20 protein-coding genes are annotated in these 19,328 nt (G+C 54.1%); 11 read left to right on the forward strand and 9 right to left on the reverse strand.

The features are described from left to right. Window positions 1-9: 9 nt before the first annotated feature. On the reverse strand, window positions 10-1,920 hold the full coding sequence (gene yoaA / locus E0E17_RS17090) for a DNA repair helicase YoaA (protein WP_130835194.1): 1,911 nt from the start codon (window positions 1,918-1,920) through the stop codon (window positions 10-12). Window positions 1,921-2,296: 376 nt separating this feature from the next. Between yoaA and E0E17_RS17095 the strand changes: the two genes are divergently transcribed. Next, window positions 2,297-3,466 (forward strand): hypothetical protein, encoded by a 1,170-nt coding sequence (locus E0E17_RS17095; RefSeq protein ID WP_130835195.1) that lies wholly within the window; start codon window positions 2,297-2,299, stop codon window positions 3,464-3,466. 153 nt (window positions 3,467-3,619) lie between these two features. Further along, window positions 3,620-3,964, forward strand: coding sequence for a RidA family protein (locus tag E0E17_RS17100; RefSeq protein ID WP_130835196.1), 345 nt, complete (start codon window positions 3,620-3,622; stop codon window positions 3,962-3,964). A gap of 47 nt (window positions 3,965-4,011) precedes the next feature. Here the strand turns inward: E0E17_RS17100 and E0E17_RS17105 are convergent, their stop codons facing one another. Then, on the reverse strand, window positions 4,012-4,197 hold the full coding sequence (locus E0E17_RS17105; RefSeq protein WP_130835197.1) for a YoaH family protein: 186 nt from the start codon (window positions 4,195-4,197) through the stop codon (window positions 4,012-4,014). 107 nt (window positions 4,198-4,304) lie between these two features. Between E0E17_RS17105 and pabB the strand changes: the two genes are divergently transcribed. The 4 genes from pabB to pdeD all read left to right on the forward strand — a co-directional run bounded on the left by pabB (window position 4,305) and on the right by pdeD (window position 9,576). Next, window positions 4,305-5,690 (forward strand): aminodeoxychorismate synthase component 1, encoded by a 1,386-nt coding sequence (gene pabB / locus E0E17_RS17110; RefSeq protein WP_130835198.1) that lies wholly within the window; start codon window positions 4,305-4,307, stop codon window positions 5,688-5,690. A gap of 25 nt (window positions 5,691-5,715) precedes the next feature. Then, complete coding sequence (locus E0E17_RS17115) at window positions 5,716-6,252, forward strand: CoA pyrophosphatase (RefSeq protein ID WP_237680836.1); 537 nt, start codon at window positions 5,716-5,718, stop codon at window positions 6,250-6,252. Window positions 6,253-6,438: 186 nt separating this feature from the next. Next, on the forward strand, window positions 6,439-7,803 hold the full coding sequence (locus tag E0E17_RS17120) for an L-serine ammonia-lyase (protein ID WP_130835200.1): 1,365 nt from the start codon (window positions 6,439-6,441) through the stop codon (window positions 7,801-7,803). A 210-nt stretch (window positions 7,804-8,013) separates the two neighbouring features. Then, window positions 8,014-9,576 (forward strand): cyclic di-3',5'-guanosine monophosphate phosphodiesterase PdeD, encoded by a 1,563-nt coding sequence (gene pdeD, locus E0E17_RS17125; RefSeq protein ID WP_130835201.1) that lies wholly within the window; start codon window positions 8,014-8,016, stop codon window positions 9,574-9,576. 29 nt (window positions 9,577-9,605) lie between these two features. Here pdeD and E0E17_RS17130 read toward each other — a convergent pair whose 3' ends face one another. After that, window positions 9,606-11,165: a TerC family protein gene (locus tag E0E17_RS17130; RefSeq protein WP_130835202.1), complete on the reverse strand. Its 1,560-nt coding sequence runs from the start codon at window positions 11,163-11,165 to the stop codon at window positions 9,606-9,608. A gap of 495 nt (window positions 11,166-11,660) precedes the next feature. Here E0E17_RS17130 and manX point away from each other — a divergent pair, with 495 nt between their 5' ends. From manX to E0E17_RS17150, 4 genes are all read left to right on the forward strand, one after another. Beyond that, window positions 11,661-12,617 (forward strand): PTS mannose transporter subunit IIAB, encoded by a 957-nt coding sequence (gene manX / locus E0E17_RS17135; RefSeq protein ID WP_130835203.1) that lies wholly within the window; start codon window positions 11,661-11,663, stop codon window positions 12,615-12,617. Window positions 12,618-12,678: 61 nt separating this feature from the next. Further along, window positions 12,679-13,479 (forward strand): PTS mannose/fructose/sorbose transporter subunit IIC, encoded by an 801-nt coding sequence (locus E0E17_RS17140; RefSeq protein ID WP_130835204.1) that lies wholly within the window; start codon window positions 12,679-12,681, stop codon window positions 13,477-13,479. Between the two features lie 15 nt (window positions 13,480-13,494). After that, the gene (locus E0E17_RS17145) at window positions 13,495-14,340 is read left to right on the forward strand and encodes a PTS mannose transporter subunit IID (protein WP_130835205.1); all 846 of its coding nucleotides are present in this window, start codon (window positions 13,495-13,497) and stop codon (window positions 14,338-14,340) included. An 81-nt stretch (window positions 14,341-14,421) separates the two neighbouring features. Next, window positions 14,422-14,880, forward strand: a complete 459-nt coding sequence (locus E0E17_RS17150) for a DUF986 family protein (RefSeq protein WP_130835206.1) — start codon at window positions 14,422-14,424, stop codon at window positions 14,878-14,880. On the opposite strand, the gene rlmA is transcribed toward E0E17_RS17150, so the two are convergent. The 5 genes from rlmA to E0E17_RS17175 form a co-directional block, all read right to left on the reverse strand. Further along, on the reverse strand, window positions 14,877-15,692 hold the full coding sequence (gene rlmA / locus E0E17_RS17155; protein WP_130835207.1) for a 23S rRNA (guanine(745)-N(1))-methyltransferase: 816 nt from the start codon (window positions 15,690-15,692) through the stop codon (window positions 14,877-14,879). The two genes, E0E17_RS17150 and rlmA, sit on opposite strands and share 4 nt — an antisense overlap. A 140-nt stretch (window positions 15,693-15,832) precedes the next feature. Next, window positions 15,833-16,042, reverse strand: coding sequence for a transcription antiterminator/RNA stability regulator CspE (gene cspE, locus E0E17_RS17160; RefSeq protein WP_130835208.1), 210 nt, complete (start codon window positions 16,040-16,042; stop codon window positions 15,833-15,835). Between the two features lie 82 nt (window positions 16,043-16,124). Continuing rightward, on the reverse strand, window positions 16,125-16,199 hold the full coding sequence (locus tag E0E17_RS17165) for a DUF2627 domain-containing protein (protein ID WP_130835596.1): 75 nt from the start codon (window positions 16,197-16,199) through the stop codon (window positions 16,125-16,127). A 530-nt stretch (window positions 16,200-16,729) separates the two neighbouring features. Then, on the reverse strand, window positions 16,730-17,734 hold the full coding sequence (locus E0E17_RS17170; protein ID WP_130835209.1) for an MBL fold metallo-hydrolase: 1,005 nt from the start codon (window positions 17,732-17,734) through the stop codon (window positions 16,730-16,732). A gap of 20 nt (window positions 17,735-17,754) precedes the next feature. Beyond that, the gene (locus tag E0E17_RS17175; RefSeq protein ID WP_130835210.1) at window positions 17,755-18,030 is read right to left on the reverse strand and encodes a YebO family protein; all 276 of its coding nucleotides are present in this window, start codon (window positions 18,028-18,030) and stop codon (window positions 17,755-17,757) included. A 220-nt stretch (window positions 18,031-18,250) separates the two neighbouring features. On the opposite strand from E0E17_RS17175, the gene E0E17_RS17180 reads away from it, so the two are divergent. Continuing rightward, window positions 18,251-18,487 carry a YobH family protein gene (locus E0E17_RS17180; RefSeq protein ID WP_130835211.1) on the forward strand — a complete coding sequence of 79 codons (237 nt, stop codon included), beginning with the start codon at window positions 18,251-18,253 and terminating at the stop codon, window positions 18,485-18,487. 35 nt (window positions 18,488-18,522) lie between these two features. On the opposite strand, the gene kdgR is transcribed toward E0E17_RS17180, so the two are convergent. Then, the gene (kdgR, locus tag E0E17_RS17185; protein WP_130835212.1) at window positions 18,523-19,314 is read right to left on the reverse strand and encodes a DNA-binding transcriptional regulator KdgR; all 792 of its coding nucleotides are present in this window, start codon (window positions 19,312-19,314) and stop codon (window positions 18,523-18,525) included. Between the last annotated feature and the right edge of the window lie 14 nt (window positions 19,315-19,328).

A 19,328-nucleotide genomic window follows, 5' to 3' on the forward strand; every position in this document is an offset into this window, starting at 1 on the left:
TGGTACAAATTACTGAGCCCTGTCGGCACGGATAAATTGCACCGCACGCGTCAAATCACGTGTACGCGGCGTCGGTGGCAGGCTGTTTAAAAAGAGCGCGCCGTAGGGGCGGGATACCAGCCGCTGATCGCAGATTACCAGCACACCGCGATCCTCAACGTCACGAATCAGACGCCCGACGCCCTGCTTCAGGGTAATCACCGCGTCCGGCAGCTGCACATCGTTAAAGGGATCGCCGCCGCGCAGACGGCAATCTTCCATGCGCGCCTTCAACAGCGGATCTTCCGGCGAGGTAAACGGCAACTTGTCGATAATCACCAGCGAGAGCGCATCGCCGCGCACATCTACCCCTTCCCAGAAGCTGCTGGTCGCGACCAGCAAGGCGTTACCGGCGTCGATAAACTGCTTTAACAGCTGTCCCTTACTGGTTTCGCCCTGCAGCAGCACTGGCAGCGTCATTGAGGCGCGAAACTCAATCGCCAGTTCACGCATCATGGCGTGCGAGGTACAGAGAAAGAAGCAGCGCCCTTTATTCGCCTCGATCAACGGCTTCATCATCCGCGCCAGCTGACGCGCGCCACCGGGCCGGTTCGGCTCGGGCAGATTGCGCGGCACGCAGAGCAATGCCTGCTGCGCATAATCAAACGGGCTGTTCAGAATCAGACTTTTAGCCTGGCTGAGGCCCAGCCGCTCGGCAAAATGCCCCAGTTGCTCGTTAACCGCCAGGGTGGCGGAGGTAAAAATCCACGCCGCTTTACGGTTATCCATGACTTCACGAAAACGCTCCGCCACGGATAACGGCGTCAGCGCGAGAGTAAAATGACGCGCGCTGCATTCATACCAGTAACTGAAGCCCGGCTCATCAATGGTGCGTAAGCGCCTGAGACGGCTGCGGTAGAGCGCCGCGCGCTCAAAGGCAGCATCCAGCAGCGCGGAGCGCCCGAGCGACAGCTTGATCACGTCGTAACAGAGCTCCAGCGCATCATCCAGCAGCGTCAGCATGCGCATCACGTTTGGATCGCTCAGCAGATCGCGCAGATTACCGCGAAAACCGGGTTCGCCCAGCGCCAGACGGAAATCCTGTGCGCACTGCGCCAGCCTGTCCGCTGATTTCTGCAGCTGCTGGACGTCCCGCACCTCGGTGCGGTAAGCGATAATGATATCTTTAGCGAGATCCTGCAGCTGGCGGCTGGAGAGTTGCTGACCGAAATACTGGCTGGCGATATCGGGGATCTGATGCGCTTCGTCGAAGATCATCACCTCCGCCTCCGGGATCAGTTCGGCGAAACCGATCTCTTTCACCACCAGGTCAGCAAGAAACAGATGATGGTTAACCACCACCACATCCGCTTCCATCGCCCGTTTGCGCGCTTTTACCACAAAGCACTCTTTGTACAACGGACAGTCGCTGCCCAGGCAGTTGTCATTGGTGCTGGTGACCAGCGGCCAGATGGGACTGTCTTCAGCCACGCCGCTGCAACTGCTGATATCGCCGTCGACAGTTTCCGAACACCAGGCGCGCAGCGTGACCAGATCGCCCAGCGCCTGAGCGCTGAGATCACCTCCGGCCATGGTCTGCTGCTCCATGCGCTCCAGACAGAGATAGTTGGAACGCCCTTTCAGCAGCGCGGTTTTGCCACTAAAGGTCAGGGCGCGCGCGACGCCCGGCAGATCGCGGTTGTAGAGCTGATCCTGCAGCGCTTTGGAACCGGTGGAAATGATCACTTTTTTTCCGGCACGCAGTGCGGGTGCCAGGTAGGCATAGGTTTTGCCGGTGCCGGTGCCAGCTTCGACGATCAGTTCACCGCCCTCTTTCACCGTTTGCGTAACCGCTGTGGCCATCTCCTGCTGCGCTGCGCGCGGCCTGAAGCCAGGGATCGCCTGCGCCAGCGCGCCATCTGTTGCAAAATCGTCCGCCACACATCCTCTCTCAACCGGGCAAAAACAGGGGGGATTATGTCAGTATCAGCGGGAGGGAGCAAAACCCTTCATGCGGTTAAATGACATTTCATGGTTACAGAGGAAAGCCCCGCCTTTTCCCTGAGTGAAATTAACGGATGAAAGATGCTGGTCATGTTTTTTAATATTAAAAGTTATATTTATAAAAACCCGTACCCGGGTAATTATTGTTGATACGGTACATTTCTTTATAAAACATCTTCAGAGATATCCGGATAAGCGCACTCTGCTTGACCATAAGCTAATCCACAAAAAAAGACACAGATGAAAAACCTGAGCGTTTTATTGAAACAGCAAATTTTAAAGAATGCCAGAATGTTATAAAAAGGAGATTAGCATGCCAATGACAAAAATTTCTGAAACCCAATGTATTAATGCATCCACACAGACTGAAAACGTTGAAAGCGCTGTTCCAGAAAAACCTCTGGGCGTTACTACGATCTCAGTAATTAATCATGCTGGCAATTCCCTCTTTACAGAGAATATCAAAAGCTTTATGGACAGGAATGGTCATGCCAGCAGTATAACATGTGATGATACTTTACGTTTTGCAGAAGCTATTATCCGTGTGTCTCAGGGCGAAAACTGGAAGCAGGTCTCCAGCAGACTGCCTATTAAAAATAAAGTTTATCAACGGGAGATTGAAAACTTTATTATTGCGCGGGCCCTGGAAGATATTGCTAACGGTGAAACCTGGAAGCAGGTTGCCAACAAATACGACCTCAATGAACAAAATCACCAGGATGTTCTGCAAAAATTTTCCGTCGACCAGGCCCGCAAGCGTATTGAGGAAAATGACGCTAAAAACCGTTGTGAAATCGCCAAAGCGTTTGATGTTCCGGCAGGTAAGATTAAAGATGATATTGATGATATTATAGACGCCGCTAAAAAGAGTATTCTCTCTAATAATCCCCGACATTTAACTTGTAGCGATGCAATAGTTTCTAACTGGCGACGGGACACCCCGAGCCTAGTGACAAATAAGTCGGACAATCTTGAAAATCCGGTCCCGGTTAACTGGCAGGAGGTCGCCGGGAAGTACCAGATTAATGTGGAAAGCCTCAAGTACAGCGTATTGCAGGAGGCAAGCTCGTATTTATATTCACTCAATGCCAAAATACGCGACGAACAACACTGGGCAGACGAAGACATAAAATTTCTGAAAGATATTTTAACCGCCTATCATTATGAAGACAGTGCAACAGAGCTGCTCAGAACAACGGTATGGACTGGAATATTAGAAAAGTCTGTGGAACCTGTTCTGAACGCGGGCTTTAAAAAAGACCAGCTTATCACTGCTCTGGTTCAGGTCGCTAAGGTACTTAAAAATCACAAGCATGCCCGTTATCTTGAAAGTTTCATCCAGAAGCATCAAAAACTCAGCGAAGAGGGTTTTGATTTGAGAAAATTAATCGCTGAACATGAAAGCACGACAAACATCGATACAATAACCAAAAAAGAAAAATTCTTTATTTACCGCTATGGCAACAAGTTACTGAGTCGCTAGTTTCCCGGTTGCGACGACGGCACTAAATCTGGAAAAACTTCAGCAACAAGGTGGCGCTGACAGCAAAGCTGTTAAACCTGCCAGCGCCGCAACAGATGACAGGTCGGTGGTAACTGTGCCAGGCTAGCGCCCGCGTCGTTAAAGGAGAAAACAATGACTATTACACGTATTGATCCCGAGCACCGTATGTCAGAAGCGGTGATCCACAACAACACTGTTTACTACACCAGCGTGCCGGAAAATCTGGATGAGGATGCGGAAGCGCAAACTGCTAATGCGCTGGCGGTGATTGATGCGCTGTTAACGCGTGTCGGCTCAGACAAAAGTAAAATTCTCGACGCCACCATTTTTCTGGTGGATAAAGCGGACTTTGCGGCGATGAACCGCGCCTGGGACGCCTGGGTTTCTCCCGGTAATGCCCCGGTGCGCTGTACCGTACAGGCGGGGTTGATGAATCCGAAATATAAAGTGGAAATTAAAATCGTCGCGGCAATGTAACCTGACGGGCGCGCCATTGCCGCAGCGAGCGTTGTCAGCGGGGCGCGCTACTCCTCTTCATCTTCCTCATCAAAGCGCATCGGAACCGGAGCGCCTTTATAGTTCTGGCGAATCTCCTGCGCCACCTGGGCGATCGCCTGGCCGCTGGACATCCCTTCCGCCATCAGCGCATGGATGCGTTCTACGGCCTGCTGTTGCTCTTCATGAGAAAGCGCGGGTAAACCTGTAATCATATGTTCCTCCTGAATGGCAAAAAGCTATTATTTCATGAGGCGTTACCAGGTGCCAGCAGCAAAAAAATATGGCAGGCTGTTTCCCCTGATTTTTATTTTTGACAGCTATGATCCCGAAGACTCTGAACTTAGCCTACACGCCTGATGCCCTGACGCATCATTTCTCACGTATTGCCCATCTGCCCTGGGCAATGCTGCTCTCGTCGGGTGCGGCCGATCATGCGGATAATCGCTTTGATATCCTTACTGCCGATCCGCGCGCAACCCTGGTAACCCGCGGCGAGATCACAGTGGTCAGTACAAGTGACGGTGTCACCGAAAGCGCGGCGGATCCCCTCACCCTGGTGCAGCAGCAGTGTACAGCTTTGGGAGAAATGGCGACAGCACATCCCGACCTGCCTTTTCAGGGCGGTGCGCTGGGTCTGTTTGGCTATGACCTCGGACGACGTTTCGAAAAGCTGCCGGTCCGCGCCAGCGCCGATTTGCAGACGCCGGATATGGCTGTCGGCATTTTTGACTGGGCGTTGATCGCCGATCATCATCTGCAGCGCCTGACGCTGGTCGCCCACGCGGATGTGCAGGACAGACTGCGCTGGCTGACAAGCTGGCCGGAGCGCCAGCCGGAACGCTTCCGCCTCACCAGTGACTGGCGCTCAAATCTCAGCTATGACGACTATGCCAGACGCTTTGCCGCCGTGCAGGCCTATATTCAGGCGGGCGACTGTTACCAGGTGAATCTTGCTCAGCGTTTTCAGGCCAGTTATCAGGGCGATGAGTGGCAGGCGTTCTGCGCGCTGAACAGCGCCAATCGGGCACCCTTCAGTGCGTTTTTGCGCCTGCCCGACAGCGTCATTCTGAGTCTGTCGCCCGAGCGTTTTCTGAAACTGGAACAGGGCGTGATTGAAACCCGCCCTATTAAGGGCACTCTGCCGCGCCTCGATGACGCCTGCGCCGATGCGCGACAGGCAGAAAAGCTGGCTGCCTCGGAGAAAGATCGCGCCGAGAATCTGATGATTGTGGATCTGTTGCGTAATGATATTGGCCGTGTCGCTCTCCCCGGATCGGTTTCGGTGCCGGAGCTGTTTGTGGTGGAGCCTTTTCCCGCCGTGCATCATCTGGTCAGCACGGTACGCGCCCGGTTACCGGCAGATTTGCACGCCAGCGACCTGCTGCGCGCCTGTTTCCCCGGTGGCTCAATCACCGGCGCGCCGAAGATTCGTGCGATGGAAATTATTGAAGAGCTGGAACCGCATCGCCGTAATGCCTGGTGCGGCAGTATCGGCTACCTCAGCCTGTGCGGCCGCATGGATACCAGTATTACGATTCGTACGCTGATTGCTGAAAATCAGCAGCTTTACTGTGCTGCAGGAGGTGGTCTCGTGGCCGACAGTGATGTGGCTGCGGAATATCAGGAAACCCTGCATAAATTACAGCGTATTCTGCCCTGTCTCTCTGGAGTCTCCTGTGACCCTCTCTTCCCTGACGCTGGATAGTTTTCTCAGCCGCTTTGTGCTGCAGATGCCCCATCAGGATGCGTCGCCGCTGCCCGCCGGACGCCATGCCGCGGTGCTGGTGCCGCTGGTAGCACGGCAACAACCGGGCCTGCTACTGACGCGCCGCTCGGCCCGGTTACGTAAACACGCCGGCCAGGTCGCTTTTCCCGGCGGTATGCAGGATGCGGATGATGTTTCCCTGATCGCTACCGCGCTGCGTGAAGCGGAAGAGGAAGTCGGCATCAGCGCCCAGCAGGTGCGCGTGATTGGCTCGCTGCCTGCAGTGACCAGCAGCACCGGTTTTCAGGTGACGCCGGTGGTGGGCATTATTCCGCCCGATCTCCCTTTACGTCTGAATCCTGCCGAGGTAGAGAGCGCGTTTGAAATGCCGCTTGCCGAAGCATTACAGCTGAGCCGCTATGTACCGCTCAATATTCATCGTCGGGGCCGCACCCATCAGGTCTGGTTATCCTGGTATCAGGATTATTTTGTCTGGGGCATGACTGCCGGGATTATCCGGGCCCTGAGTCACCAGATAGCACTGACGGACATGGAAAGTTAACGCAACGTTTGCGCGTGATCAGTCTTGTTCCGCAACGTGCGGGTTTACCTTTCCAGGATAATAATTTCTATTACCCGAAATTAGTTTATTTCATGTGAAAAGGTCATCTTTTCCCTGTGCGTACGTTTACTATTAGCGCCATTACTGCGGCTGCAGTACACACGTATTATTGTGAGGAGTGTCACTGTGATTAGCGTTTTTGACATGTTCAAAGTGGGAATTGGCCCATCAAGTTCCCATACCGTCGGGCCCATGAAAGCGGGCAAGCGGTTTGTCGACCTGCTCACTGAACAGGGAAAAGTGCAGGACGTGACGCGCATTGCAGTCGATGTCTATGGATCGCTGTCACTAACCGGAAAAGGCCACCATACCGATATCGCCATTATTATGGGACTGGCTGGTGCGGCACCCGATACGGTGGATATCGATGCTATCCCCGCTTTTATTAAAGACGTTGAACAGCGTCAGCGTCTGTTGATCGCCAACGGCACGCATGAAGTCGATTTCCCGCGTGAGGGCGGTATGATTTTCCGCAGCGAAACCCTGTCGCTGCATGAAAACGGGATGCGTATCACCGCCTTTGCCGGCGATCAGGTGATCATGAGCAAAACCTGGTTCTCCATTGGTGGTGGCTTTATTGTAGATGAAGAACATTTCGGTCAGTCCACCCTGGATGAAGTGAAAGTGCCCTGGCCGTTTCATTCAGCAAAAGCGCTGCTGGCGCATTGCCACGAGACTGGTATGTCGCTCTCCGGGCTGGTGATGCAAAATGAGCTGGCTCTGCATTCGCGTCAGGAAATTTACGATTACTTTGGCCACGTCTGGCACACCATGCAAGCCTGTATCGATCGTGGCCTCAACACCGAAGGCGTGCTGCCCGGCCCGCTGCGTGTCCCGCGCCGCGCTGCGTCGCTGCGTCGGCTGCTGGTTTCCTCATCGAAACACTCCAACGATCCGATGAACGTAATCGACTGGGTCAATATGTATGCCCTCGCGGTGAACGAGGAAAATGCCGCTGGCGGACGCGTGGTGACCGCGCCCACCAATGGCGCCTGCGGTATTGTTCCGGCCGTGCTGGCCTATTACGATCACTTTATTGAAAAAGTGACTCCCGATATCTACGTGCGTTACTTCCTTGCCTGCGGGGCCATCGGCGTGCTGTATAAAATGAACGCCTCGATTTCTGGCGCAGAAGTGGGCTGTCAGGGCGAAGTGGGCGTCGCCTGCTCTATGGCGGCCGCCGGCCTGGCGGAACTGCTCGGCGGCAGCCCGGAGCAAGTTTGCGTAGCGGCAGAAATCGGGATGGAGCATAATCTGGGGCTGACCTGTGATCCGGTGGCGGGTCAGGTGCAGGTGCCCTGTATTGAACGTAATGCTATCGCCTCGGTAAAAGCGATCAACTCCGCGCGCATGGCGCTGCGCCGCACCAGCGAGCCGCGCGTGTCGCTGGATAAAGTGATTGAAACCATGTACGAAACGGGCAAAGACATGAATGCGAAATACCGCGAAACGTCACGCGGTGGCCTGGCGATCAAAGTGCAGTGCGATTAGTGACACTGTCACCCGCCCCAGTCGATTTTCCCCGGCTGCGGCGTGCAGAATCCGCTTTTCTTTTTCAGCATGAGATCAGTACGCATGGCGCTGTCATCCAGCAGCGCCTGCGCAGAACCACTGATTAACTACGGCTAAACCCAACAGGCGGGATGCCGATAACACCCCCGTTAGCCTGCTGTTATTTTTATCTATGGAAGGTGGTTACTGATGCAAAGTGCCCAGCAATTTGTTGGACAGTTTCGCCGCAAACGTTTGTTTATTGCATTAATGATCGCCTTACTGGTTCTGATTATTACTCTGGCCTTTCGCTTTATAGAAGAAAAAGCGCGTGTGGAACAACAGTCGCTGAATTTTGCCAGTAATGCTATCCAGCGCTTTGATCGCATGCTCTCTCCGCTGGATGTCGCCGCCAACACAATGCTGCCTATGGTGGGCTTGCCCTGCCCGCACATCCGTTATCCGATCATTGAAAAAGTGTCTGCGCTGCAAACTGTGCGCGCCATTATGCTGGTCAATCAGGATACCCTGTACTGCTCCAGTCTCTATGGCGATCGGGCGATCCCTTTCAGTCAGCGCTATCCGACACTGGCGCGCGATAACCAGCGCATGCTGCTCACCAGCGATGATTTTCTGCTCAAAGGATCGCCGATACTGCTGCTCTGGACAGCGAAAAGCGAGGATAATCGCGCTGGTATTCTGCAGGTGTTGAATATCGAACTGATGAGTAATTACCTGCTGGAGCCGCAGTTGCCCTGGGTCGAGCGTGCGGTGCTGAATGTCGGCGATAAAAGTCTGGAATATGGCAACCCCCTGATTGAACCAACTTTCCCCGCAGAGAACCAGGTCCGTTATCATCAGACTTCATTACGTTATCCCTACTCCATCACGCTGTATGGTCCCTCTTCGATCAGCCTGGCACTGACCGCCTTACCTGCGCAGCTGCCTCTGGGGCTGTTGTTAAGCCTGCTGGTGGGTTATATCGTCTGGCTGGCGACCGCCAACCGTATGAGCCTCTTCTGGCAAATCAGTTACGGCATCAGCGCCAATGAATTTATGGTTTACTGTCAGCCGTTGATCAACGCCCGAAGTGGCCAGTGCGATGGCATCGAACTGCTGCTGCGCTGGTATAATCCGCGTCAGGGCTGGGTGTCGCCCGACGTTTTTATTCCGCTTGCGGAGCGGCATAACCTGATTGTGCCGTTAACGCGTTTTGTGATCAGACGCGCCGTCCAGCAGTTGCCTGACCTGCCGCGTTGTGCCGGATTTCATATATCGTTGAACGTTGCCGCCAGCCATTTTCACGAGCGGGCGATTGTGCACGATCTGCAACGCCTGTGGTGGCCCGCCAATCCGCAGCCCGGACTGGTGGTCGAACTGACAGAACGCGATGCGCTGCCGGTGATTGATCAAAAGGTGGTGACGCAGCTGCATGATATTGGTGTCCGCCTGGCCATTGATGATTTCGGTACCGGCCACAGTTCGCTCTCCTATCTGAAAGATTTACGGCCTGATGTGCTGAAAATTGATAAGATTTTTACTGCGGCGATTGGCACCGATGCGATTAACGCCACCGTCACCGATATGGTGATTTCACTGGCGCAACGGTTAAATATCGGTCTGGTGGCAGAGGGGGTAGAAACGGCGAAACAGGCGGAGTATCTGCGTCAGCGCGGTGTTGATCATCTGCAGGGCTACTTCTACGCCCGGCCGATGCCGCTGGAAGATTTTCCCGGCTGGCTAAAGCAGTATCAGCAAGCCAGTGAGGTATAAAAAACGGCGCCGTAGCGCCGTTTCGGGGATTACTCTTCATCCTCATTATGCGGTTGATCTTTGGTCACCCGCACGAGGTCAATACGATAATCAGTCGCCTCGACGATATGGAAATGCAGCGGCGGCATATCGATGATTTCACCCGGCTGCGGCAGTATGCCTTTCTGCGCAATTAACAGCCCCGCCAGCGAAGCGTGGTCATCTTCCGGTTTCACCAGCTCATGATAATCCAGCAGCTGCTGCAGCGAGTGCAAATCGGTGCCGCCTTTCACCAGCCAGCCATCGCCATCAGCAACGATATCGGGCGTTTCGTCTTCATCCGGGAACTCACCGGCAATCGCTTCCAGCACATCAAGCGGGGTAATCAGCCCCTGCACCACGCCAAACTCATTGGTGACAATCACAAAGCTGCCTTTTGCCCGGCGCAATACCCCCAGCAGGTTAATCGGATCCAGGGTTTCCGGCACGATAATCGCCGGCATTGCGGCGGCATAAGTCGCGACATCCTTGCCCTGATCCAGCGCAACCAGCAGCTCCTTGGCCCGCACCACGCCAATGACTTCATCCAGCTCGCCGCGACACACCGGGAACAGGCTGTGCGGCGTATCCAGCAGCTGCATACGGATCTCATCCTGCGGGCGTTCTGCGTCGACCCAGGAAATTTCACCACGTGGCGTCATAATGCTGCGAATAGAGCGGGATGCCAGCGTCAGTACGCCGTTGATCATATAACGCTCTTCATCCTTAAAGGTCTCCTGCGGCATCACTTCCGTCAGCGCGTTATCTTCACTGCTGGCCGAAACGTTACGCTGGCGGCCGCCCATCAGGCGCAGGATCGCTTCTGCGGTACGCTCACGCATCGGACGACGTGACTGATGGCGGATAAAATTACGGCGCGCAATCTGGTTAAACAGCTCGATAACGATCGAGAAACCAATGGCTGCGTAGAGATAACCTTTGGGAATATGAAAGCCAAAGCCCTCTGCTACCAGACTCAGACCGATCATCAGCAGGAAGCTGAGACAAAGCACCACGACGGTAGGATGCGCATTAACAAAACTCGTCAGCGGTTTGGACGCCAGCAACATCACGCCCATGGCAATGACCACTGCAGTCATCATCACCGGCAGGTTATTCACCATCCCCACGGCGGTAATCACCGCATCCAGCGAAAAGACCGCATCCAGCACCACAATCTGAATCACCACGGCCCAGAAGCTGGCGTAGTTTTTATTACCCTGATGCTCCAGCGGCCGGTTCTCCAGCCGCTCATGCAGCTCCATGGTGGCTTTAAACAGCAGGAACACCCCGCCCACCAGCAGAATCAGATCCCGACCGGAAAAGCTAAAATCGCCTGGGCTGAATAAGGGTCGCGTCAGGGTGACCAGCCAGGAGATTAAGGAGAGCAGTCCCAGACGCATCACCAGCGCCAGTGAAAGCCCAATCAGGCGCGCTTTATCACGCTGTTTCGGCGGCAGTTTGTCAGCCAGAATGGCAATAAACACCAGGTTATCGATACCCAGTACGATTTCCAGCACGATAAGGGTTAATAAACCCGCCCATATTGAGGGGTCGAGAAGGAATTCCATTAATGACTCCTTAACCAGCGGCAGGCTGCAGGATACCGCACCCATACAGGGCGGCCTGACAACCGGACAAGCGGAACAGGAAATAACACGCAGAAAGGGATAACAGCACGCGCCAGCTGGCGCAGGGAAAAGTGAAAGCAACGTCGGTGACGATCCATAGGGTGGGCTGGGGCCCGCTACTCCTGAATAATAAACAGAGGATTACTGTAGCAGTTGTAACAGCGGCGTCAAAAAACTTTCTTATATTTACAAATAGCTTGCCGGCGTTTCAGCGCTATCGGCCATACCGATGCGCAGCGATACACTCAATAACAGAGCAATGTCACATAAAATATTTTTTTACTTACTAAAATAAATCCGAACCTTTCGCCCGTTGACTGTTTGCCAATGAAACTACTGTGTATTGTCGTTTTGTCATATCCGTTCAGGTAACAACAATAACTTTCACCGATCTTAGCGTCCTGTTTAAGATCATGATGCGACTGGAGGTAGCAGGTGACCATTGCTCTTGTCATAGGTACACATGGCTGGGCGGCAGAACAACTGCTTAAAACAGCAGAAATGCTGTTAGGTGAGCAGGAAAATGTCGCATGGATCGATTTCGTGCCGGGAGAAAATGCAGAAACCCTTATCGAAAAATACCAGGCGCGCCTGAAGGAACTGGATACCTCACAAGGGGTGCTCTTTCTGGTGGATACCTGGGGCGGAAGCCCGTTTAACGCTGCCAGCCGCGTAGTGGCAGAAAAAGAAAATTATGATGTCGTCGCCGGGGTCAACATTCCCATGCTGGTCGAAACGCTGATGGCCAGAGATGATAATCCCTCCTTTACGGAACTGGTTGCGCTGGCGATCGAAACCGGCCAGGAAGGCGTGAAGGCGCTGAAAACCGAGATGCCCAAACCTGCCGCCCGCAGCAAACCGGCCCCCGCCGCCCCTCAACAACCCCTTGTCCCTGGCGAGCATATGAAAATCGGCCTGGCGCGTATCGATGACCGTCTGATCCATGGCCAGGTCGCTACCCGCTGGACTAAAGAGACTAACGTTTCGCGCATTATCGTGGTCAGTGATGAAGTGGCGGCGGATCAGATGCGTAAAACCCTGCTCACTCAGGTCGCGCCGCCGGGCGTCACGGCCCATGTGGTCGATGTCGATAAGATGGTGCGCGTCTGGAATAACCCCAAATATGGTCAGGACCGGGTGATGCTGCTGTTCACCAATCCCACCGATGTGCTGCGTATCGTCGAACAGGGTGTGGAGATTAAGTCGGTGAATATTGGCGGCATGGCATACCGCCAGGGGAAAACGCAGGTCAACAACGCGGTATCGGTCGATGCCAAAGATATTCAGGCCTTCCGCAAACTGAACGAGCGCGGAATCGAACTGGAGGTGCGTAAGGTTTCCAACGATCCCAAATTAAAAATGATGGATCTGATCGCGAAAGTGAATACCTGACAGCCAACGCATTCGCCCGTCTGGACGGGTAAATTTCCGCTACTTTGTGAGGAGAAGTGCAATGGAGATAACCACGCTTCAAATTGTACTGTTATTTATTGTGGCCTGTATTGCCGGTATGGGTTCGATACTCGATGAGTTCCAGTTTCACCGTCCCCTGGTTGCCTGTACGCTGGTGGGCGCGGTGCTGGGTGATATGAAAACCGGGATTATCATCGGCGGAACGCTGGAGATGATCGCCCTGGGCTGGATGAATATCGGGGCCGCGGTGGCGCCGGATGCTGCCCTCGCCTCGATTATCTCGACCATTCTGGTTATTGCCGGTGGGCAGAACATCGGGGCCGGTATTGCGCTGGCAATACCGCTGGCGGCTGCCGGCCAGGTGCTGACCATTATCGTGCGTACCATTACCGTGGCCTTTCAGCATGCGGCGGATAAGGCGGCGGATAAGGGCAACCTGACGGCCATCTCATGGATTCATGTCTCGGCGCTGGTGCTGCAGGCGATGCGTGTCGCCATTCCGGCGCTAATCGTCGCGATCTCCGTGGGCACGGAGGCCGTGCATAATCTGCTCAACTCGATTCCGGAAGTGGTTACCAACGGTCTGAATATTGCTGGCGGCATGATCGTGGTAGTCGGTTACGCCATGGTGATTAACATGATGCGTGCCGGCTATCTGATGCCTTTCTTCTACCTTGGCTTTGTTACCGCCGCGTTCACCGATTTCAACCTGGTGGCGCTGGGGGTGATTGGCGTGGTGATGGCAGTGCTCTACATTCAGCTCAGCCCCAAATATAACCGTGTCGCGGGTGACCCGGCAGCTGGCCGGTCGAATAACGATCTCGATAACGAACTCGATTAAGGAACAGGTGACAATATGGTTGATACTACCGGCTCTTCCAGAAAAGTCACACCGGGCGATCTTCGCGGTGTGTTTATACGCTCCAATCTGTTTCAGGGTTCATGGAACTTTGAACGCATGCAGGCGCTGGGTTTCTGTTTCTCCATGGTGCCCGTTATCCGTCGTCTTTATCCGGAAAATAACGAGGAGCGTAAGCAGGCCATCCGCCGTCATCTGGAGTTTTTCAACACCCAACCTTTTGTGGCGGCTCCCGTATTAGGCGTGACCATTGCCATGGAGGAGCAACGCGCTAACGGCGCGCCTATTGATGACGGGGCGATCAACGGTATCAAAGTGGGTCTGATGGGGCCGCTGGCGGGCGTGGGCGATCCTATCTACTGGGGAACGTTACGTCCGGTGTTTGCTGCGCTGGGCGCCGGGATTGCCATGAGCGGCAGCCTGCTCGGTCCCCTGCTTTTCTTTATCCTGTTTAACATTGCCCGCTTACTCACCCGCTACTACGGCGTCGCTTACGGCTACCGTAAAGGCGTCGATATCGTCAGCGATATGGGGGGCGGTTTTCTGCAGAAACTCACCGAGGCCGCCTCCATCCTGGGGCTGTTTGTGATGGGGGCGCTGGTTAACAAGTGGACGCACGTCAATATACCGCTGGTGGTGTCACGCATCACCGATCCCACCGGGAAAACCACGGTGACCACGGTACAGACCATTCTCGATCAGCTGATGCCCGGTATCGTGCCGCTGCTGCTGACCTTCGCCTGTATGTGGCTGTTACGCCGTAAGGTTAATGCGCTGTGGATTATCGTCGGCTTCTTTGTGATTGGTATTGTCGGCTACTGGCTTGGCGTGCTGGGGCTGTAAAAGGCTGGCCGGGAGATCGTCTCCCGGCTTTACCCGCGCTACTCAGGCTCTCTGCGAAAGAAACCGCGCTGAGGAAAAAAGATGTCGCTGACTGAAATGATTATTCTGCTGTTTATCGTGCTGCTGGCGGCCTATGCCTTCTATGATGAAGTGATTATGCCGCAGCGCAAAGGCCCCACGCGTTTGCTGGTTGTGCTGAAAAGAGGCAACAAACTCGATAGCCTGATTTTTATCGCGCTGCTGGTGATCCTGCTGGGGAATAATCTTCGTCATCAGGGGCCGCAACTTACCACCACGCTGCTGCTGGTCCTCACCTTTCTTGCCGTCTGGCTGTTCTGGATCCGACGCCCCAGACTGCTGCTCAAGGATCAGGGGATGTTTTATGCCAATGCCTGGATCGCTTATCACCGCATCCAGAGCATGAATCTGTCTGAAGATGGCATTTTGCTGGTGCAGCTGGAGCAGCGCCGGTTGCTGATAGCCGTACGCCAGCTTGACGATCTGGAACGTATTTATCACACCCTGGTGGAAATCCGCTAATCACGCTGCCAGAGGGTCAGACAGAAGTCCGCCTCGCAGAGGAAAAGATCCACACTCTCCAGTTGCTGCCAGACCATTTCCCGTGCCCGCCAGGCAAAGGGCGTCATCTGCAGCAGCGTGGCCGCTTCTGCGCCGGACAGCGCCATCTCGTAGCGTATAGCCTGCTGGTCGCCACGCCGGAAGCCTGCGTAGGTTTTCTCTTCGGCGCTATGCAGGCGGACGTCCCGATAGATAAGCGCCTTAAACTGCTGCAGATGATGTGGGCCGGGCGTCACCGTGAGCAGATAGCCCCCCGGTTTTACCACGCGTTTCAGCTCTTCCTCGTTACAGGGCGCATAAATACGCAGTACCGCGTCCAGCGAGGCGTCGGCAAACGGCAAGCGGTTGCTGGAGGCGACGCAGAATTGAATGTCGCGATAACGTTTTGCGGCAGCGCGTATCGCCACTTTGGCCACATCCAGACCATACACCTGTGCGCCTTCGCGCCCGCGCAGCGCCTCTGCAACCGCAGCCGTGTAATAACCTTCACCGCAACCGATATCCAGCAGCTGCGGCTCCGCTGCAGGCAGCAACTGCTGAAGCCAGCTCGCAACCTTCTGCTGTAACGGCTGATAGTGTCCGGCATCCAGAAAGGCACGCCGTGCCTGCATCATCTCTGCACTGTCGCCGGGCTCACGTGAACCTTTGTGCTGAACGGGCATCAGATTGACATAACCTTCTTTCGCCTGGTCAAACTGATGATGATTATGGCAGCGCCAGCTGGCGTGCTGCAGCAGTAGCGGCTGCTGACACAGCGGACAGATCAAACACATACTAAGCTCCCGGGAGAAAAACGCGCCGCAGTTTACCCTGTTCTGCCAGGCACAGAAAGCGCAAAGAAAAAGCCCCGGTCAGATGACCGGGGCTTTAGGATTCGTTTCAGTGGTGCATAGCACCCTGACAGGAGACGAAATCAGATAGCTACAACGTTAACCGCTGCCGGGCCTTTCTGGCCATCCTGAATTTCGAACTCTACGCTCTGACCTTCGGCCAGGGTTTTAAAGCCGTTACCCTGGATTGCAGAGAAGTGTACGAACACGTCTTTGCTGCCATCAGCAGGAGTAATAAAACCAAAGCCTTTAGACTCGTTGAACCACTTAACCTGACCTTTAATCTTTGCCATTTTGCAAATTCCTTAGAGTGTTTATATTGCCCGGAGGCTGACTTACAGAGAAACCAGAGACGTTACTGAATGAGGCACTAATTTAAGGTTCGGCAAGGAAGCGGTATTCAACGTTCACGTTTTTACTCGTAACTTCTTTACTGAAGATGCCATACATACACAGAACTGTACCTCGTTTAACCCACGAATTGTTATCACATATTCGCAAATTATTGGCAAGCCATTTTTAAACGTCAAACGATACGGTGCGCATTATTGTTAATGCTATCGCATTGTTGGCCTTTTTTACTGGCTAACCTGTACCGCTTAAGAGGCATAAAAAGCTTATACCTCAAAGACCTTGCGAGTAAAGAATACTGTAGCGCATCCGGACTGCACCGTCCAGATGCCATTTTTAATCCTCAGCCCCGGACGAAAAAATATCGCATATTTATTACAACGATAAAATTTTTAATGTGTTTACTCACCTCAGTATGAGCATTATCTGTAAACGTGATCCTGTACAGCCTTTGTCACCAGGTACAATTTAAAAAGGCATTTGCACCAAAATCATGAAAATAAGCCGCGCCATGCCCCAAATATAAGCAAAGCGTTATTTACGCAATGTGTGCTGGCATTCTGCCAGGCGCGAAAATTGTTGTTTAAAAATTCTGTTAAGAAAACATAGTTTTCTTTCAGCGTTTAGGATTAATCCTGGTTAATATTAATCAGGCTACGGCTTTCCCCTATTCGCCAGGGCAGGAAGCGGTCGCGCTTATATCCCGCAGCGCTGATAACGCGCATTAACTCACGCGGCGGCTCATCAAGCGATTCATCTGCCAGCTCAAAGACGCCCCAGTGAATGGGCAGCGTCAGCGGCTGACCTATCGCATCCCAGAGCGCCACCGCCTGCTCCGGGTCCATATGCTGGCCGCGCATAAACCATTTTGGTGCATACGCGCCTACCGGCAACGCGGCGAGATTAAAAGGCCCCAGCCTGGCAGCAACCTCCAGCAGATTTTCCGAATAGCCGCTGTCGCCGACAAACCAGAAGCGTACACTGGCCGTACGAATCACCCAGCCACACCACAGGGAGCGATTACGGTCATGCAGCGTGCGCATACTCCAGTGACGTGCCGGGACGGCATCAATTCTGATGCCGTCCGCTTGCATATGCTGCCACCAGTCGAGCTGTCTGATGTGACGGACGCCGTTGCGCCTGCACCAGGGTTCCAGCCCCAGCGGGACAATAAAGGTAGCGTCCGGGAAATGACGCACAATACGTCTGACGGTAGGCTTATCCAGATGGTCATAGTGATTATGTGAGATCAGCACATAGTCAAGACGGGGCAATGCCGTGATCTGCAAAGGAGCGGGCGTTTTGCGTTCCGGCCCGGCAAAAGGTAAAGGTGAAGCGCGCCGGGAAAGCGCCGGATCGATAAGCAGATAACGCTGATTAACGCGAAACAGCAGCGCAGCGTGCCCCAGCCACCAGAGGCGATCGTCCTCGCCGCTGAGATCCGCCTGCTGCCACCAGCGCGCCACAAAAGCAGGATATCCCTCCTGCGGCGGCCAGGGTAATCCCTGCGCCTTGCGCTCTTTGCGCCAGCGCTGCAGATCGCCCTGCTGACGCTGATCGCCTTCAGGATTACGGAAGCCATCAGGCGCATGATGAGGCTTGCTCGCATCGTACCAGGGATTACGCCACGCCATACCGTCTCCTTGTGGTTAAATCAGCGCTCAGGGATCAGCCGGATAAAGTCACGCTTCTCACTCTCTTCCTCGTTTCGCTTCTCTGCTGAATCGGGAAGCTGCGCTTCAATCAGTCTGCGCATCAGCGCATTCTGTTTTTTCTGTTCTTCCAGCAGACTTTCGAGTAAACGAATCTGCTCGCTGGCGCGCACGCTGGCCCGGTTTACAAAAAACCAGACAATGAGCCCAATAATAATGCTTCCTGCCACCACGCCAGGTGCAACCAGGCTGGATGCTCCCGCTGCCATCTCGTTCATAACTGCCTCAGAATGTGTTTACATCAGTTCGTAACTGTGAAGAGCTGATTCTACCTGCTGCGCGCCAAAAAGATAATGGGATCACTTTGAATGCAGATAATCCCGGCCAGTGCGCTTTCGGGTATCTCTGATCGATCGCGGGGAAAAAGCGATGCAAGATAACCGCCGTACAACAGCAGCGCAGCGCGGAGAGCGGCGTTCTGGATCACATGGAGACAAAATGAAAATATTTATCAGCGTGGTAATGATGATGGTCGCCCTCTGGGTGGCGATGTTGTTCACTGGCTACGGGGTGCTGGCGGGCAGCAGCAAAAATGCTGTCGGGCTGGGATTACAGTGCAACTACCTGACGGCACGCGGTGTGGTTACCGCCCAGTATCTGCATACCGAAAGCGGTATAATTGGCGTTACGGAATGCCCGCTGCTGAAGAAAAGTGGCGAAGTGATCGACAATTAAACGCATAAGGCGGGTTACGCATAACCCGCTTTTTTTCAGAATGGGTAGTTGTGATAACCCATCTGCTCTGAGACTGCTTTCGCGGCACGATGCAGCATGGCAACGTAATCCTTTTTCGCCTCTTCAGAGAAACGGATGGTTGGAAAAGAGATGCTGAGCCCGGCGATCACCACGCCAAAGCGGTCAAAGATCGGCACGGCAATGCAGCGTAATCCCTCTTCCTGCTCTTCATTGTCCTCACCAAATCCCTGCACTTTCACCTGATCCAGTACCTTTAACAACGCTTCCTGACTGGTAATGGTATTGGCGGTGCTGCGCTTAAACTCGACCTCTTTCAGAATATCTTCAACCTCAGCGCGGTCGCGCCAGGCCAGCAGTACCTTGCCAATCGCGGTGGTATGCAGCGGGTTGCGGCGACCGATACGCGAATACATGCGCAGATTGTAAAGCGAATCGATTTTATGAATATAGACAATGCTCTCTTCTTCCAGTGCGCCGAGATGGATAGTCTCTCTGGTGAGGCGCGACAGCTCGCGCATCTGCACATCCGCGCTGCGGATAAGATCCACGTTTTGCAGCGCTTTGGCCCCCAGTTCGAACAGCTTCAGGGTAAGCGAATATTTTTCGCTTTCCCCTTCCTGCGCCACGTAGCCCAGAGATTTCATGGTTTGCAAAAAGCGGTACACGGTGCTCTTGGACATCATCACCCGTTGCGCCAGTTCGGTGATGCCGTGGTCGCGCTCTTCACCCAGCGCCTGCAAAATGCCAAATACCTTGAGTACCGAGGAGACTGAATCGGGCTGTTTCTCATTATCGCCGCTGGCCATAGCGCAATCCTTTC

The sequence above is a fragment of the [Erwinia] mediterraneensis genome, assembly GCF_900604315.1.
GTDB classification, from domain to species: domain Bacteria; phylum Pseudomonadota; class Gammaproteobacteria; order Enterobacterales; family Enterobacteriaceae; genus Pantoea; species Pantoea mediterraneensis_A.